Source organism: Burkholderia sp. AU31624, assembly GCF_020420065.1.
In the GTDB taxonomy this organism is placed as follows: domain Bacteria; phylum Pseudomonadota; class Gammaproteobacteria; order Burkholderiales; family Burkholderiaceae; genus Burkholderia.
The window spans coordinates 11,178-26,304 of the sequence record NZ_JAIZRT010000011.1 but is presented as its reverse complement, the minus strand read 5'-3'; the positions used below and the strand labels follow the sequence as shown (position 1 = coordinate 26,304).

Genomic DNA, 15,127 nt, shown 5'->3' with positions numbered 1-15,127 from the left:
ACCGGAATGCCGCCGGCAGGCGCGGCGGAGCCCGGTTTGCGATGCATCGCAAAAAAGTGTTGACACGAATAATTGGGGCGCTATAATTTCGCTTCTTTGCAGCAAGCAGCTACTGCAAAACGTGCCCAGGTGGCGGAATTGGTAGACGCACTAGGTTCAGGTCCTAGCGGTGGCAACATCGTGGAGGTTCGAGTCCTCTCCTGGGCACCATCTGTTTTTAAAAAGGTCGGCTTCAAGCCGGCCTTTTTCATTTCTAGCCCAGGGAACCGTGCGCCGGAGTCGCGCATGTGCGACCGAGTTCTCTCCTCGGCGCCTCTGTATTCAAAAAAGCCGGCATCGTGCCGGCCACCTTCCCTTCGTTTCCGAGCCTTGGGCGCTCATCGCAGGCCACTCGGCATCGTCGCGAATCAGCACCAAAGTGGTGCGCGCTTGGCGGACCGAAATCCGCCTCGCGCCAAGTCGCCATCAGAGCATGCGCTTCAGCACGTCGTTCTTCGACACGAAATGATGCTTGAGTGCCGCCGCCGCGTGTACCGCCACCACGAATGCCAGCGTATAGCAGCCGAACTTGTGAAGTTCGAACCAGTGCTCGGTCACCGGCCCCGCGCTATACGGCGTCTTCACGTAAAGCACGCCAAACAGCCAGTAACCGTCCGGCACCATCACGAACCCGCTGAACAGCACGAAGGCGACCAGCGCGTAAATCAGCGAGTGCACCAGGTGCGCGATCGATTGCTGCTGACGCGGAATCGACGCGACGTCAGGCGGCGTGCGGCGGAAGAACGACCACACGTAGCGCAGCGGAAACAGCACGATCAGACAGCTCGCAAGCGACATGTTCAGGGTCGACACGAAACGCCAGAGATCCGGCTGCGTGATGAAGTGCAGCGAAATTCCGGCCACCATCGTGTACAGGATCACGGCCGCGAAAATCCAGTGCAGCGCGCGGGAAAAGCGGTCGTATCGACCGCTGGATAATGTTTCGTTATGCAAATCTGTTTGGGAAGCCACCTGCATGATTCATCCTTTATCGGTTGCGAAGACATGGTTGCCATGGATATGTGGATGAAATTATCGAGGCGGAAACCCGTGTTGATAACCATTCTCAAGGATTTCAAAATACCCGGCGCGACGTCAGCGCATCTCGATCAGGAACGTCATCACGCCGTCGCCCGACCCCGCCGTCACGCGCTCGCCGTACTGGTAGTACTGCGCGGTATACGGCAACGTGGTTGCCCCGACCGTCGCGTCACCAAGGCTGTGCCAGGTATTCAACGTGACCGGCGCATCGTTCTTCAGCACGCGAATGCCGACCCCCTGCGCGGCGTCGTCGCCGAGCAGCTTCAGCACGTCGGTCGTGCCCGGCACCGTCTCGCCGAGCAGCTGGATCGACAGCGGGGTCGGCCGTGCCTCGCCGAACGGGCTGCAGGTCAGGTCGATCGCGAATTCGCGTGACGCCTGGGTCGAGCCCGGACCGTCGAAGGCCGACGCGGGCACGGCGCCGAGCGGCACGACGAGATGCTTCGAGGCCGTATTGACGGTGCAGGCGACGCCCCGCACGTAACTGCTCGTAATGTGCTTGCGCACCACGTAATGGCCCGGATCGCCGCTCACGGGCGACGCCTCGACGACAAACGCCTGGCCCAGCAGGAAGCCGGGCGTCACCGGCCCGATCTTGACGAGCTCCATGTCGATCACGAACGTGCGCGCCGAGCCGTCCCCCGGATGCATCCCGAGCACGCCTTCCGTCTTGCTGCCGAGATCCTCGCCGTCGCGCACCATCCGCAGCGCAAGGCCCGGGAGATTGGTTGCCCACAGGTTCATGCCCGGCGCGGGGCCGAACTCGCTCGAGTAGTTCAAGGTCCGCGCCAGCGGCTCGCCCTGGCCATTCGGCGCACAGGTGAGGGTCAGCGTGAACCGGACCGACCGGACGACGCCGCCGACCTCGACGCCGTCGGCCGCGATCGAACCGAACTCGATCGGATTGAAATCTTCGGGGAGGCTCAAGCACGCGGCAAACGCGGGCGCCGTGCAGAGCGTCAGCGTGACGAACGCCGCCCAGCGGCGCAGGCACGTGGCAAATCGGGATATCGTGAGTTTCATGAACGGGGTGAAGTAGGTGAAGCAGCGTCGGCCCGCAACGCCGGATGCGTGCGCGAGCAGACGACCTCGAGTTCGGGGAAATTGCTGTGCGGCGTCGACTCGCCCATGTTGTACGACAGTGCGCAGCGCTCGTCCGGGCGCGCGCCCCATCGCACGAACAGGTCGCCGGCCCGGCCGACGCCGGTGACGAAGCCCTGCCCGTTCGGGCCGACCATGCCGACCTCCTTGCCGGCCGCCGTCATCACGGCGGCACCGAACGGCACCGGCTGGCCCGCGTCGTCGGTCATGTCGAGCATCAGGCGGCCCGCCTCGACCTCGAACGGCGCCAGCACGACCGCACCGTGCGTCGGCACGACGTGCACGATCGCGTTGCGAATCTCGAGCTGACGATCGAGTTCCGCCGTGCGCAACGCGATGCGGTTCTGCCGGTACGGCGTGACGTTCGGCACGACCGCATAGCCCGCGCGGTCGGTACGCACGCCGGCATGCGCGATCACGCCGACGTCGGCCGCACCCTCGCTGCGCACCAGTGCGACGGTTTCGCCGAGCGGCTGCGACAGCGTGACGCCGCCGCCGTGCACGATCATGCCGCCCGCCGCGCTGACCGAGGTCTGCGAGCCGCTGCGCGTCTGGTTGTGGGTGGCCCCGAACTGGCCGGCCGTCGCACGGTAGTTCAGGTTCACCGCACCGCCCAGGCCGTGTGCCGTGCGATCGGCGTCGACGCCGTAGCTCAGGCGATCGTCGTCGAACAACGTGCCGAACACGCCCGCGCGCTGCTCGGTGCCCGCGGTACCGGCGATCAGCGTCGCGCTGCCGTACGCGTGCGGTGTCGTCGTGCGCCCGCCGCCGAACGGAATCGACAGGTTCAGCGATACCTGCCGGCTCCGCTCGCCGCGCGCGCGCTGCTCGGCGCTCAGGCTCACGTTGTAGGACACGCGCGACACGCTGCCCGAATAGCCGAGCTGGAGCAGCCGGTCCTCGCCCGCACCGTCACGGTAGGCTCGCCGGCTCGCACTGACGTACAGCGAGCCCGCGTGCCCCAGGCTCTGCGACACGCTCAGCTCACTGCGGTTGCGCTTGCCCGCGCGGCCCGCCCACGTGTCGACCGACGTCGCGTAGCGCACCACGACGTCGGACAGGCTGCGATAGCCGCCCGAGTACTGGTGATGCGCGGCGCGCAGTTCCGTGCCGGTCGACGCGAACGCCTTCGCGTACATCGCGCGCACCGCGCTACCCGCGCCCGCTTGCCCCGCCTGGTCGCGATAACGGGCGTGCGTTACGTCCACCGACAGTGCACCGATCCGCGCCAGGTTGCGCGCGGCGCCGGCCGCCAGCGCCGCATACCCGTTCGCGAACGTCACGCCGCCGTAGATCGTCGTCTCACCGGGCAAGCCGTAAGCGGCGCTCGCCGACGTGAACCACTGCGATTGGGCGGAATCGGCACGCAAGCGCCCCGCGGCCGCGCGATACGACCACGCATTCTGGCGCAGCAGGGTCGGAATGCTCGCCGACGGCTGGATGAAGCTGCGCTTCTGGCCATCCGCCTCGACGATCGTCACCTCGAGGTCCGCATGCGCCGCGATCGCGTACAGGTCGTCGATCTCGAACGGCCCCGGCGGCACGTAGCTGCTGTAGATCAGATAGCCGTTCTGGCGAATCTCGACCTTCGCATGGCTTTGCGCGATGCCGCGCACGACCGGCGCGTAGCCGCGCTGGCTGTCCGGTTGCATCGTGTCGTCGGACGCGAGCTGCACGCCGCGGAACGCCACGCTGTCGAACACGTTGTCGGACGTGAAGTTCTCGCCGAACGTGACGCGGCTGCGCCAGCCGGGAAGGTCGCGCTCGAGATAGGTATTCATGAATTGCGTCTGCAGCCCCGACGCGTTGTGGTTCACCATCGCGCTGCTGCGCAGGCGCCACGCGCCGAGGTTCAGGCCCGCGCGCACGCTGCCGTATGCTTCCGTCGCGTGGCCCGACGGCCCGTCGTAACGCCGCTGCGCGGCGTTGAAGCGATAGTCGAAGCGCAGTGCATTGATGCCTTCGTCCCAGCGCGACGGATCGACCGAGCCGCGCGGCACGCGCTTCATCTTCGCCTGCGGGACCGTCAGCGCCAGCGTCTGGCGATCCGGATCCACCGTGACCGTTGCGTCCGGCATCGCATCGCGCGGATCGACGCACGCGAGCGTAGCGTCGGCCGCATCTGCGGCATCCACCTCGGCGACGCGCGGATAGGCCGCGAGGTTCACGCCGAACCCGTCGAGCTGCGCGGCGCCCAGGCAGGGCCGCACCGCATTGCCTTGTTCGTCGCGTGGATCACGCTCGAAGCGGATGTCGTGCATGCCCGACGCCTCGCCATTGACCGACACCTCGACCGGGTGCACGCCGGGCAGCAGCACGTTCGCTTCGGCGAACACGTCGAGATCCACATCCGCCTGCGGGTTGCCGAACGCGAGGAACGCGGGATTGAACGCCGTGTTCGCGTGCGCGTGCGCCCCCGCGCTCGGCAATCCGAACGCGAAGGTCGAAGCGAGCGCGAGCACGCATCGGCGCAGCGGGTCAAGGCATCGTGTCATGAATGGGTGAACGGCGCGCGCCGGATGAGCGCACGCCGCATGAAGTCAAAAAAATGGAAAGTCGGGAAAGCGGATCGCGGAGTGGCCGCTGGCCGGCCCCACGACCGCGTTGCGTCAAACGGCGCCGGTCGGCACCTTCATCGTGACGGACGGCGTCACGGCGCCGTAGTCGTTGATCGTGCTGAACCGCAGCGTGACGGGCTGCGCCGGCACCGCGTGGATGTAGCGCAGCTTGTAGGTCGCCGCCTGCAGCGGCGGCACCATCTCGAGATCGACGTCCTCGCTCGTGCCGGCATCGATGCCGATCTTCGAGAACGTGACGTGATAAGGCGTCGGATTGTTCACCGTCAGCAGCGCGCCGTCGCCCGACGGCGTGATGCGCCAGGTGAGCGCCGCCGGCGCATCGGCCGACGAGCCGGTCAGGCCCTGCGGCCGATAGAACGCCTTGATCCGCGTCTGGATCGCGATCTGGAGCACGTTGTCCTGCTTCGGCGTGGCCGGAATCTCCTTCACGTTCAGCCACATCAGCGACTCGCGATCGGACGGCAGCCCGTGCTTGACGGGCATCACGCGCAGCAGGTTTTCCTTGCCGGGATCGAGCCGCGACAGCGGCGGCGTGACGAAGAACGGTGCCTTCGCGCCGCCCTTCGTCGATCCGCCGTCAATCCAGGCCTGCACGACGTAAGGCTGGCTGTCCGCGTTCTTCACGGGCACGACGGCTTCGCGCCGGTCCTCCTGCAGGATCACGCGCGTCGCGCCCACCACCACGCCCGCCAGCGCGCCGTGGGTCATGCACAGCCCGAGCACGCAGGCCAGCGTACGTTGTCCGAATTGAATCGTCATCGGTCGATCCCGTCTGCTTAGCGGTAGTGCAACGTGAACGACGCCGTGCCGTTCGCCTCGCCCGCCTCGGTCTGGTTCGACGTCGAGACGTAGTTCGCGGCGAAGTTCAGCACGTTGCTGCCCGGCGTCAGCTTGAGCGTGTCGGTCTCGCTGTTGATGCCGATCTGCTTGCCCCCTTCGTCCATCAACTGGATGCCGACGCCTTTCGCGTCGTCCTGCGCGCCGGTGCCGATCGCGAGCAGCGTCGGATCGTCGCCGTTCGACGTGCCCTCGAACTGCGCGCGTACGCCGCTCAGCTGGTCGTTGCACTCGCTCAGCGCGATCTGGAACGGCACGCGGCGACTTTCCTGGCCGGCGGTGGCGAGCTGGTCGATACCGATCGCGCCGAGCGGCACCTGAATATTGCTGTTGTCGATCTTGCAGGTCGTCGCGACGATCTTGCCGTGGAAGTTGATCGTGCCATCCGCGGCAAGTGCGGACGTCGATCCGAATACGGCCAGGAGCGCGGCCAACAGGAGGGATTTCTGGGTCTTTTTCATCGAGTATCTGGGTAGAGAATTGAGGATTTCCGCTGCCGGTCCCTGACAGCGGAACTACGAACCCTTCGAGTTCGCAGGCATTATTCCGATCCGGCCATCGCCACCCAACAAACTTAAGAAAATTCTCAACGCATGCCGCCTGGACGGATGAATCACGATGCAATACGACGCCGGCGACGACGCTTCCCCCCTCACCGGCGCGCCCGCCGACGTAGCGGACGGCACCGGTCAATACGCAAGGAATCCTCACCGTCTGGCGAAAGATGCGCCGTGCAGCGATATGGCCGTCGGCACGGATGGTGCGCGCAAACGCGCCCGAGGCCGGCACGGCCGAGCGTACCGCTCGCGGCGGTGGTGACAAACGACGGGGGGAACGGGATGTGACCGGAACGCGGCGAGACGGGCGGCCGTGCCTCGCGAAAGCCTCAGGATAGCCTCGCGCAGGCGCGTCGATTCAATGCCGAACGGCGGCTGAAGCGGCGTGCCGCGACAGCCTTGTCGGAATGGGAATACGGATGGGGACAGGAAGGATCGGCGATATCGATCCCGTGGTCAGCCGGCGCGCGTCGCCGCGGCCGGCCGATTGCTCAGGTCAACTCGAGCCGATACCCGTAGTTGTAGATCGTCGTGATCGCGAGCCCGTTCTTCGGCCGCAGCCCGAGGCTCGTACGCAACTTGCTGACATAGGTGGCCAGCGTCGCGTCGTACTTCCGGTCCACCACGCCCCAGATACGCTTGATCATCATGTCCTTCGACACGATCCGCCCGACGCTCTCGAACAGCATCAGCGCGAGATCGAACTCGCGCTGCGACAGCTCGACCGACACGCCGTCGACGGTCGCGGCATGCGAGCTCGTGTCGAGCACGAACTTGCCGACCTCGACGACCTTCGCGCGCTGCGTCTCCGGGTAGTACTTGCGCGCCTGCGCATTGACGCGCGCGACGAGTTCGCGTTCCCGCAACGGCTTGATCAGATAGTCGTCTGCACCGGTGTTCAGACCGAACACGATGTCGTTCTCGCCGTCGTGCTGCGTCATCATGATGATCGGCAGCGTGTCGGCGAACGATTCGCGCGCCCAGCGCATCACCTCGATCCCCGACTTGCCGGGCACGTCCCAGTCGAGCAGCAGCACGTCGACGCGCTGCGTGCGCACCAGCTCGATGAAGCTGTCGCCGTCGTGACGCACCTCCGTGTCGTAGCCGGCCTTGTTGAGCCAGCCGGCCACGACGCCCGCCTGCGTCACCATGTCTTCGAGTATTGCGACAATCATGTTCGATCCAGTCTCAAGATGCCGCCCCGTCCTCGGGCCCGTTCGCCACTCCGTCGGCCGGAGCGGGCGGCAAGTAAACAAAAGCCCATTCGCCATAGGCGTCGCTGTCGCCGAACGTATCGTACCGCGCGGGAAAGCCCTGGCGCTTCAGCGGCTGCCCCGGCGCCTCGCTGTACACGCCCATGATGCCGCCGTCCGGCGCCTTCACGAGCCCCCACTGCGTCGACCCGGTCAGCGGATCGGCGTACAGGCGCCGCAAGTGACGCTGCGTCGGCAGCGCGCGGCGGTCCTCGAGCAATACGTCGAGCGACTCCGGATAGCGGCTGCCTCCCGCCGCATTGTAGTAGCTTGCGATCGCCGCGCGATACTGGTCGCCGACAAACAGCAACTGCGCCTCGCGATCGCGCTGCTGCACCGTCTGCCAGATGCGCGCGGCCTGCGTCATGCCGAGCCCCAGCGCCGCGACGAGCATCAGCACGCCGAGATACGCGATGCCGCGCTGCCCGCGCGGGCCGCGGCATCGGCCGCCACGCCGCCGGTTACCACGTCCCATATGCGCTCCCGTCGAGCGCACGCCCTTTCGCGCCGCTCTTCACGTCCGCGACACCGCCCCGGTCGCCGGCCTGCGGTTGCCAGGAGCCGCGCTTGCCCGTGACCGGGTCGAGCGGGATCTCGCGCAGATAGCGCTTGTCGACCAGCACCTCGAGCGTGTCGGGATCGCGGCCGTGATCCGCCCGATAGTCGTCGATCGACTGGCGCAGCGTGTTCAGGTTGTGGCGCAGCACCGTTTCCTTCGCGCGGTCGCTCTGCTTCAGGTAGCCGGGGGCGACGAACGCGGTGAGCGACGCGATGATCGCCATCACGACGAGCAGTTCGATCAGCGTGAAGCCCGCGATGCGGCGTGCACGCTTACCACTGGTTGTACGGGACGCCATTGAGGCTCTCCTTGCGGTTGGTCGAGCGGATGTCGAACACGTCCTCGCCGGACGAGAATGCATCGGGGTCGCTCGCATAGCTGCGCGTTTCCCAGGTGTCCTCCGGCGCCTTGCCCTCGCATTCGCACATCGGATCGGCGGGGAGCTTGCGCAGGAAGTACAGTCTCGCGCCGTCCGGCGATTTCTTGTCCTCGACGCCGTCGACGAGTGCGTGCAGATCGGGCGGATAGCCGCTCGCGTCGACACTGCGCTCGATGCGCCCGTCATCGGCCGCCGCCTTGTACGCGTCGAGCGCCGAGCGGATCACCACCAGCGCACGGCGCAGTTCGGCCTCGTCCGAGCGGCGCTTGACCAGGTCGGTCAGCGGCAGCGCGACGGTCGCGAGCAACGCGAGCAGCGTCAATGCCACCAGCAGCTCGATCAGCGTGAAACCGCGCGCGCGCGCACGTCGACGGATGCTCATGCGAAGCCCCGTGCGCGCGACGGCAGTACCGGCGCGTCGGCATACCGCACCGGCGCCGATTCGCGCTCGCCCGTCAAACGCGCGACGAGCGCGTGGAGCGAGCCGATCAGCGAACGTACCGCGGCGGTGATGCGATGCTCGCCGCGTGCCTGCGGCTCGGCGAGCGCCGCGCGCGGCGCGGCAGCATCGGCCACCGTCACCGGCGCAACGGCGCGCACGACGGCAGCCGGTTGCACCGCCTGCGGAGCCGCGTCGACGTCGCCCGCACGCGCCTGCCCGATCGGCGCGGCGACGACTTCCGCACGCGGGCCGGCAGCCGGTGCCGCTGCAGCGACGGCGCGTGTGATCTCGCCGCGCGGCGCGGCCGGACGGTTCTGTGCGACCGGTGCGACCGGAGCCGCTACGGTCTTGATCGCCGCAGCCGGTTGCCGCCCGGCATCCGCACGCGTACGCATCATCCCGGTGCCGCGCGCGCCGTGCTCGGCTGCCGGGCTCGTCGCGTCGCCCTGCTCGGCCTGCGCCGGCGCTTGCGGCTCCGCGTCGGCGTTGGCCGGTTCAGCGCTCATCTCGTTGCCCGCGGGCTTCGACGGCTCGACCGGCTCGATCGGCGCGTTCAGGTCCGGGCCGTCCGACGACGTCATCCGCGGGGGCACTGCGCGTGCCGACTCGAGCGTCAGCGCTTCGGTGGTCACGCGCGACTCGGTGCCCGACAGGAAGGTCGTCACCGCCGACGTCGGCAGGTCGAGATTGCGTTCGATATGCGGCGTGATCAGCAGCACGATCTCCGAACGCTCGCTGCTGCGGCCGTTCGAGCCGAACAGCCGGCCGAGCACCGGCAGGCCCGACATGCCCGGCAGCCCCGCGATGCTTTCGCTTTCATTGCGCTTCACCAGGCCGGCCAGGATCTGCGTTTCGCCGTTCTTCGCGGTCATCAGCGTCTCCGCGTTGCGCGTCCCGAGCGAATAGGCGACGAGCCCGGTCTTCGTGGTTTCCTTCGACAGGATGCTGCTGACCTCCATGTTCACCTTGACGCTCACCTCCTCGTTCAGGCTGATGCGCGGCTCGACCTTCAGCATCAGGCCCACGTCCTGGTAGCTGACCGATTCGGTGACGACACCGTTCGCATTGGTGGTCGTGACGATCGGCACACGCTCGCCGATCTTGATGTTGGCCTTCTCCATGTTGCGCACGCGGATCTTCGGATTCGCGATCGTCTTGGTCTTGCCCTGCTTCTGCAACATGTCGATCGCGAGCGCGAGCCCGCCCGATTCACTCGACACGCCGACGCGATCGCGATTCAGGCGCAGCAGGTCGCCGAGCGTCAGCGCACCGCCTTCCACGCTGCCCAGCGCGTTGAACTGGACCTTGCCGGGATATTGCACGCCCAGATCGAGGCTGTCGTTCATGTTGACCTCCAGCACCTGCACGTCGAGCGTGACTTCCGATTGCGGGATATCGAGGCCCATCACGACGCGCTCCGCGACCTGGATCGTCTCCGGCGTGTCGCGCATGACGACCGCGTTCACGCGTTCGTCCACGTAGACGTCCTTCGGCTTGATCATCTGGCGCAGCGCGGCCATCACCGACTTCGCGTCCGCGTGCGACAGGAAGAACGTGCGAATCGCGAACTCCGTGTAGTTGCGCGCCTTGTCCGGCTGCGACGGGTAGACCAGCAGCGTGTGCTTGTCGAGCACCTTCTTCTCGAGCTGGTTGGTGCGCAGCAGCAGGTTGATCGCGTCTTCGGCGGTCGTGCGCTCCGCGAACAGCGTCGCGGCCTGGCTGGTATCCACGTCGCGGTCGAACACGAAGTTCACGCCGGACACGCGCGAAATCACGTCGAAGATGTTCATCAGCGGCTGCTGCTTGAAGTTGAGCGACACCGGCTTGCGCAGCGCGTCGGCCAGTTGCGGGCGCACCGTGCGGCCGGCCTGCGATTGATTCAGCAGCGTATCGCGCAGGCGCTTCGCGTCCGCATGGTTCGGCTGCTCGGCGAGAATCCGCCGCACGATCTCGAGCGCTTCCTGCGGCTTCTCGCCGCCGATGCGCTGCGCGCGCGCGAGGTCGACCGACATCTGCTGGCGGCGCTTGACCTGCTCGAGCGACTGGCTGGCCTTGAAGTTGCCCGGCTCCTCGCGCAGTACGTTATTCAGGTGGTCGATCGCGGCGGCATGGTTGCCCTGCGCGACCTGGCCGTCGGCGGCCTTCAGTTCGGCGCGCACATACTCCTGCCGGCTGCCCTCGACGGCGGTGGTGAGGGCGATGTCGTCGGGCGCGGCCTGCTTCTGCTGCTGCAGCGTGCTGAGGCGCTCGGCAGGTGTCGTGGCGGCGGCAGGCACGGCGTTGAACGGGGTACTCGCGCATCCTGTCAGCGCGAGCGCCGAGATCAGGAGTAAAAGACTGAGTTTACGTTTCATGATGGTGTTCGGAACAGGTTCAAATCGGGGTTCATGGAGTCGGGACGGGCGGCGACAGCTCGATATCGCTGCTGCCACGGGTCACGATCACCGCGCCCTGTTTGCCCAGTTTCTTCAGCCGGTAGCCTTCGGCGATCTCGCCGCCCGGCAGCACCGCGTCACGCACGCCGCAACGCGATTCGCACAGCAGGAAAGTCTTGCCCGCGCCGTCCAGCACGACGATGCGATGACCGTTCTCGCGCCACTCGCCGGCAATGTCGAACGGCGCCGATGCAACCGGTGGCGCGTCGATCGGCGTGTCGAGCGGCGGCATGTCGGGCTCGGGCGCCGCGTCGGGCGGCGGCTCGGCGTCGGTCGCCGTCTCCGCGCCGAGCGAGGCCCAGCTCTGCGCGGGGAACAGGTCGACGACCGGTGCCAGCGCGTGCGTTTCGCTCGCCGCGCTGCCGCCGGCAACGCACGCGGCAGCCAGCGCGAGCGCGGCCGCGATCGGGATCAGGGGCGCGCGCATCATGCGTCCGGCCCCAGCAGGCTGACCCGCAGGTCGGCGATCACGTTGGGACTGTCGATCCGCTCACGCTCGACCGACAGTCCCTCGATGCGTACCATCGGCTGCTGCGTAATCTCGCGGATCGCTTCGCGCAGCCCGACATAGCTGCCGGACAGCGCGACGTTGATCGTGAGCCGGCGCAGCTTGCCCTGCACCTCGACTTCGCGGCGATAGGTCGCGTGCTTGCGCTCCATGCCGTGCTGGGACAGGATCTGGAAGATCGAGTACGCCTGCTCGGTGCTGCGCAGTTGCTGCACCTGCTGCAGCGTCATGCCGCCGTGGCCGGCCTTCTGGCCCGGCTTCGGCAGCGCGGCCAGCGCCTTCGTCCGCGCGTCGCGATCGGCCTCGAGCTGCTCGGCGCCCGGCTGCAGGTAGCACGCGTGCACGCCGATCAGCGCCACGACGAGCCCCCCTGCCACCAGCCCCGGCATGCCCAGCTTGCGGGACGCCGCATAGGCGCCCCAGCGCAGCCGCTCGGCGAGCGCGGTCATGTCGATTGATTTCAGGTTCGTCATGGGTGTTCGATGTTCAGGCTGAAATAGAAAATGTTCTTGCCGTCCTCGTCTTTCGTCCGGTGCTGCATCAGGCGGACCTTGCGGTCGGGGTGACGGTCCTTCAGACGGTCGACGAACATGTAGATGTGCGACAGATGCGCGGCACCGCCTTCGAGGCGCGCTTCCTGCCCGGCCTTGTCGACCGTCAGCAGCTTCAGCGCGATCTGCGGCGTCCACGCGTGCTCGATCCAGTCGACCACCGCCGGTCCCGCGCCGGTCGCGCTCGTGCGCTGCTGGTCGAGCACGCGCGCGATGCGGCGCTCCTCCGCCGTCATGTTCTTCTGCCGGCGCTGCTCGCGCTCGATCGCGCGCTGGCGCTGGTCGATGCGGCTTTCGATGCTGTCGACCTCGTCGCGCAACTGCTCGACGTTGGACCACTCGCTCGCGACGAACGCGCCGGTCAGCAGCGCGCAGCACAGCGCGACGGCTGCCCACGGCGTGACACGCGTGCGAGGCGCCACGAAATCCAGTTCATTCAGGCGCTTCATGCCGGCTCCTCCTGCGTGTGCACGGCCTGGGCCATGTCGTCGTCGAGCAACGTGACGCCCTCGGCGGCCGCGCTCGGCAGCGTGCCGTCGAGCGCGCTCGCGAAAGCCGCGCCGGCCAGCGGCTGTCCGGCCATCAACGCCGCGGCCGCGAACCAGTCGTCGAGACGGCTGCCCCCCGCACGCGGCAGCGTGACCACGTCGGCCCACTCGCCCGCACGCCGGAACGCGCAAGTGACGATGCGCGGCTGCAGCAACGCATAGCGGTAGTCGTCGCCGCTCAGGTGCTTCGCATGCGTGGCGAGCGCCACCGACAGCGCGTCGCGCACGCTGACGAGCCGCCAGCCGGCTGCGCGGCACGTCTCGTCGAGCGACACGAGCAACGTGTCGCAAGCCGCCACCGCGAGCTGCGCGCGGCCGCGCCGCCCGCCTTCGAGGCGAATCCGCAGCGCGCCGCGCTGCGCACGGGCGGCGAACAGCGCGCGGGCATAACCGTCCCACGCGGCGTCCGACACCAGTCCGTCCTGCCAGGGCAACACGACGCCATGCGTCCACGGATGCCCCGCGACGACGTGCACGCGGTTCAGCATCGGCAGGCGCGCCTTCGGCAGGTCGCCGAGCACCTGCGCCAGCGCGTCGGCGGGCGCACCGTCGTGCGCGACGACGATCCGCGGCTCGCCGGCGCGCCGTGCGCGCCAGTCGTTGCTCGTCCATACGCACAACCGGTCGGCGTCGAGCACCGCGAACACGTTATTCCACGGCGATCGCACGCTGCACCTCCTGAAATGTCGTCAGTCGTGCGCGAATCGCGGCAAGGCCCGCATCGCGCATCGACTGGTAGTCGGCGTTGTTCGCGAGCGCCTGCGCGCGCTTCTCGATCGAACGCTCGAGCAACGCAGCCTTCATCGCCGCATCGAGCGTCAGCACTTCGGCGAGGCCGATCCGGCCGTGATAACCGGTGCCCCGGCAGGTTTCGCAACCCTCGCCGGGCGTGACCACGTGCTTCAGGTCGTCGAGCGACGCACCGGACAGATCGGCACCGTCGGCCGCCGCGCCGCCGCAGCTTTCGCAAATGCGCCGCACCAGCCGCTGCGACACGACGCCGTTCAGCGCCTCGAGAAACGTCGACGGCTCGACGCCCATGTAGATGAAGCGGTCGATCACGCTGAAGCCGTCGTTCGCGTGGACCGTCGACAGCACGCGGTGGCCGGTGAGTGCCGATTGCACCGCGATCGACGCGGTCTCCTCGTCGCGGATCTCGCCGACCATCACCGTGTCCGGATCGTGCCGCAGGATCGCGCGCAGCCCGCGAGCGAAGGTGAGCCCCTTGCGCTCGTTGACGGGAATCTGCAGCACGCCCTTCAGTTCGTATTCGACCGGATCCTCGATCGTGATGATCTTGTCGTCGCCGGTGTTGACTTCCGACAGCACCGCATACAGCGTCGTCGACTTGCCGCTGCCGGTCGGCCCCGTCACGAGCATCAGCCCGTACGGCCGGTGCGCGAGCGCGCGCACGCGCCGGGCCGTCTGCGCGTCGAAGCCGAGCACGTCGAGGCTCACGCTGTCGCCGCGCTGCGACTTGTCGAGCACGCGCATCACCGCGTTCTCGCCATAGGTGCCGGGAATGATGGACACGCGGAAATCGATCTCGCGGCCCTGCATCACGACCTTGAAACGGCCGTCCTGCGGCACGCGCTTTTCCGCGATGTCGAGCGCCGCGAGCACCTTGAGACGCGACAGCGTCTGCGCGGCCGTCTCGAGCCCCGGGATGTGACGGATCGACTGCAGCACACCGTCGATCCGGTAGCGGATCGCCAGGCCGTCGAGTACCGCTTCGAGGTGGATGTCGCTCGCGCGACTCTGCAGCGCGTCGTAGAGGGTCGTATTGACGAGCCGGATGACCGGGCTTTCGTCCTTCGCGATGCTCGCGAGCGAGATCGACTCGATCGCCTGCGCGAGCGAATCGCCCTGCGCATCGATCGTCACGTCGTCCATCAGACGCTCGTTCGACTCGACGTCGCCGAGCAGCCGCTCGACCTCGCCCGGCACGCTCATCGCCATCTGCACCGGCTGCGCACCGAAGCGCGCGAGCAGTTCGTCGCGCACCTGGCGCGCGAACGGATCGGCCAGGACGACGCAGGCCGCACCGTCGCGCTCGATCGGCAGCACGCGCCAGGTCAGCGCATCGTGCAGCGGCAGCAGGTCGAAGCGCGTCGGCGCCGCCTGCAGCGTCTGCGCGTCGACCGCGTCGACGCCGAGGCAGGCCGCCACTTCGGCCAGCACCGATACGTCGCCGCTCAGCAGGCCGTCGACGTATTGCGCGAAGCCAACGCCGGATGCCTCCGATTCCGACTGCCAGCGTTGAGCGATGTGTTCCGTTTTCATTCAGTTTTCTCCTGT

The 15,127-nt window shown here is 67.6% G+C and carries 15 protein-coding genes and 1 tRNA gene; 1 reads left to right on the top strand and 15 read right to left on the bottom strand.

The window, feature by feature from the left end:
• Positions 1 to 123 precede the first annotated feature (123 nt).
• A tRNA-Leu gene (locus LGM89_RS32135) sits at positions 124 to 210 on the top strand.
• A 255-nt stretch (positions 211 to 465) separates the two neighbouring features.
• Here the strand turns inward: LGM89_RS32135 and LGM89_RS32130 are convergent.
• From LGM89_RS32130 to LGM89_RS32060, 15 genes are all read right to left on the bottom strand, one after another.
• Positions 466 to 1,017, bottom strand: a complete 552-nt coding sequence (locus tag LGM89_RS32130) for a cytochrome b (RefSeq protein WP_226275109.1) — start codon at positions 1,015 to 1,017, stop codon at positions 466 to 468.
• A 117-nt stretch (positions 1,018 to 1,134) separates the two neighbouring features.
• On the bottom strand, positions 1,135 to 2,103 hold the full coding sequence (locus LGM89_RS32125) for a fimbrial protein (protein ID WP_226207791.1): 969 nt from the start codon (positions 2,101 to 2,103) through the stop codon (positions 1,135 to 1,137).
• Positions 2,100 to 4,676 carry a fimbria/pilus outer membrane usher protein gene (locus LGM89_RS32120; protein ID WP_226275107.1) on the bottom strand — a complete coding sequence of 859 codons (2,577 nt, stop codon included), beginning with the start codon at positions 4,674 to 4,676 and terminating at the stop codon, positions 2,100 to 2,102. The genes LGM89_RS32125 and LGM89_RS32120 overlap by 4 nt, the downstream gene beginning before the upstream one ends.
• Before the next feature lie 114 nt (positions 4,677 to 4,790).
• Entirely contained in the window at positions 4,791 to 5,519 is a 729-nt protein-coding gene (locus LGM89_RS32115; protein WP_226275106.1) for a molecular chaperone, read from the bottom strand.
• A 17-nt stretch (positions 5,520 to 5,536) separates the two neighbouring features.
• Positions 5,537 to 6,058 carry a fimbrial protein gene (locus LGM89_RS32110; protein WP_226275104.1) on the bottom strand — a complete coding sequence of 174 codons (522 nt, stop codon included), beginning with the start codon at positions 6,056 to 6,058 and terminating at the stop codon, positions 5,537 to 5,539.
• Between the two features lie 587 nt (positions 6,059 to 6,645).
• Positions 6,646 to 7,329, bottom strand: a complete 684-nt coding sequence (locus LGM89_RS32105; protein WP_226275102.1) for a response regulator transcription factor — start codon at positions 7,327 to 7,329, stop codon at positions 6,646 to 6,648.
• A 13-nt stretch (positions 7,330 to 7,342) separates the two neighbouring features.
• Positions 7,343 to 7,882, bottom strand: coding sequence for a type II secretion system protein (locus LGM89_RS32100; RefSeq protein WP_226275100.1), 540 nt, complete (start codon positions 7,880 to 7,882; stop codon positions 7,343 to 7,345).
• Positions 7,869 to 8,264: a type II secretion system protein gene (locus LGM89_RS32095; protein WP_089456124.1), complete on the bottom strand. Its 396-nt coding sequence runs from the start codon at positions 8,262 to 8,264 to the stop codon at positions 7,869 to 7,871. The genes LGM89_RS32100 and LGM89_RS32095 overlap by 14 nt, the downstream gene beginning before the upstream one ends.
• The gene (locus LGM89_RS32090) at positions 8,239 to 8,727 is read right to left on the bottom strand and encodes a prepilin-type N-terminal cleavage/methylation domain-containing protein (protein ID WP_226207795.1); all 489 of its coding nucleotides are present in this window, start codon (positions 8,725 to 8,727) and stop codon (positions 8,239 to 8,241) included. The genes LGM89_RS32095 and LGM89_RS32090 overlap by 26 nt, the downstream gene beginning before the upstream one ends.
• On the bottom strand, positions 8,724 to 11,141 hold the full coding sequence (locus LGM89_RS32085; RefSeq protein WP_226275098.1) for a secretin N-terminal domain-containing protein: 2,418 nt from the start codon (positions 11,139 to 11,141) through the stop codon (positions 8,724 to 8,726). The genes LGM89_RS32090 and LGM89_RS32085 overlap by 4 nt, the downstream gene beginning before the upstream one ends.
• Positions 11,142 to 11,172: 31 nt before the next feature.
• A complete protein-coding gene (locus LGM89_RS32080) occupies positions 11,173 to 11,652 on the bottom strand; it encodes a hypothetical protein (protein ID WP_089494752.1) in 480 nt (159 codons plus the stop codon).
• Complete coding sequence (locus LGM89_RS32075; RefSeq protein ID WP_226275097.1) at positions 11,649 to 12,203, bottom strand: hypothetical protein; 555 nt, start codon at positions 12,201 to 12,203, stop codon at positions 11,649 to 11,651. The genes LGM89_RS32080 and LGM89_RS32075 overlap by 4 nt, the downstream gene beginning before the upstream one ends.
• A complete protein-coding gene (locus LGM89_RS32070) occupies positions 12,200 to 12,730 on the bottom strand; it encodes a hypothetical protein (RefSeq protein ID WP_089494750.1) in 531 nt (176 codons plus the stop codon). The genes LGM89_RS32075 and LGM89_RS32070 overlap by 4 nt, the downstream gene beginning before the upstream one ends.
• The gene (locus LGM89_RS32065; RefSeq protein WP_226275095.1) at positions 12,727 to 13,497 is read right to left on the bottom strand and encodes a hypothetical protein; all 771 of its coding nucleotides are present in this window, start codon (positions 13,495 to 13,497) and stop codon (positions 12,727 to 12,729) included. The genes LGM89_RS32070 and LGM89_RS32065 overlap by 4 nt, the downstream gene beginning before the upstream one ends.
• Positions 13,478 to 15,112, bottom strand: coding sequence for a GspE/PulE family protein (locus LGM89_RS32060; protein WP_226275093.1), 1,635 nt, complete (start codon positions 15,110 to 15,112; stop codon positions 13,478 to 13,480). Before LGM89_RS32060 ends, LGM89_RS32065 begins: the two co-directional genes overlap by 20 nt.
• Between the last annotated feature and the right edge of the window lie 15 nt (positions 15,113 to 15,127).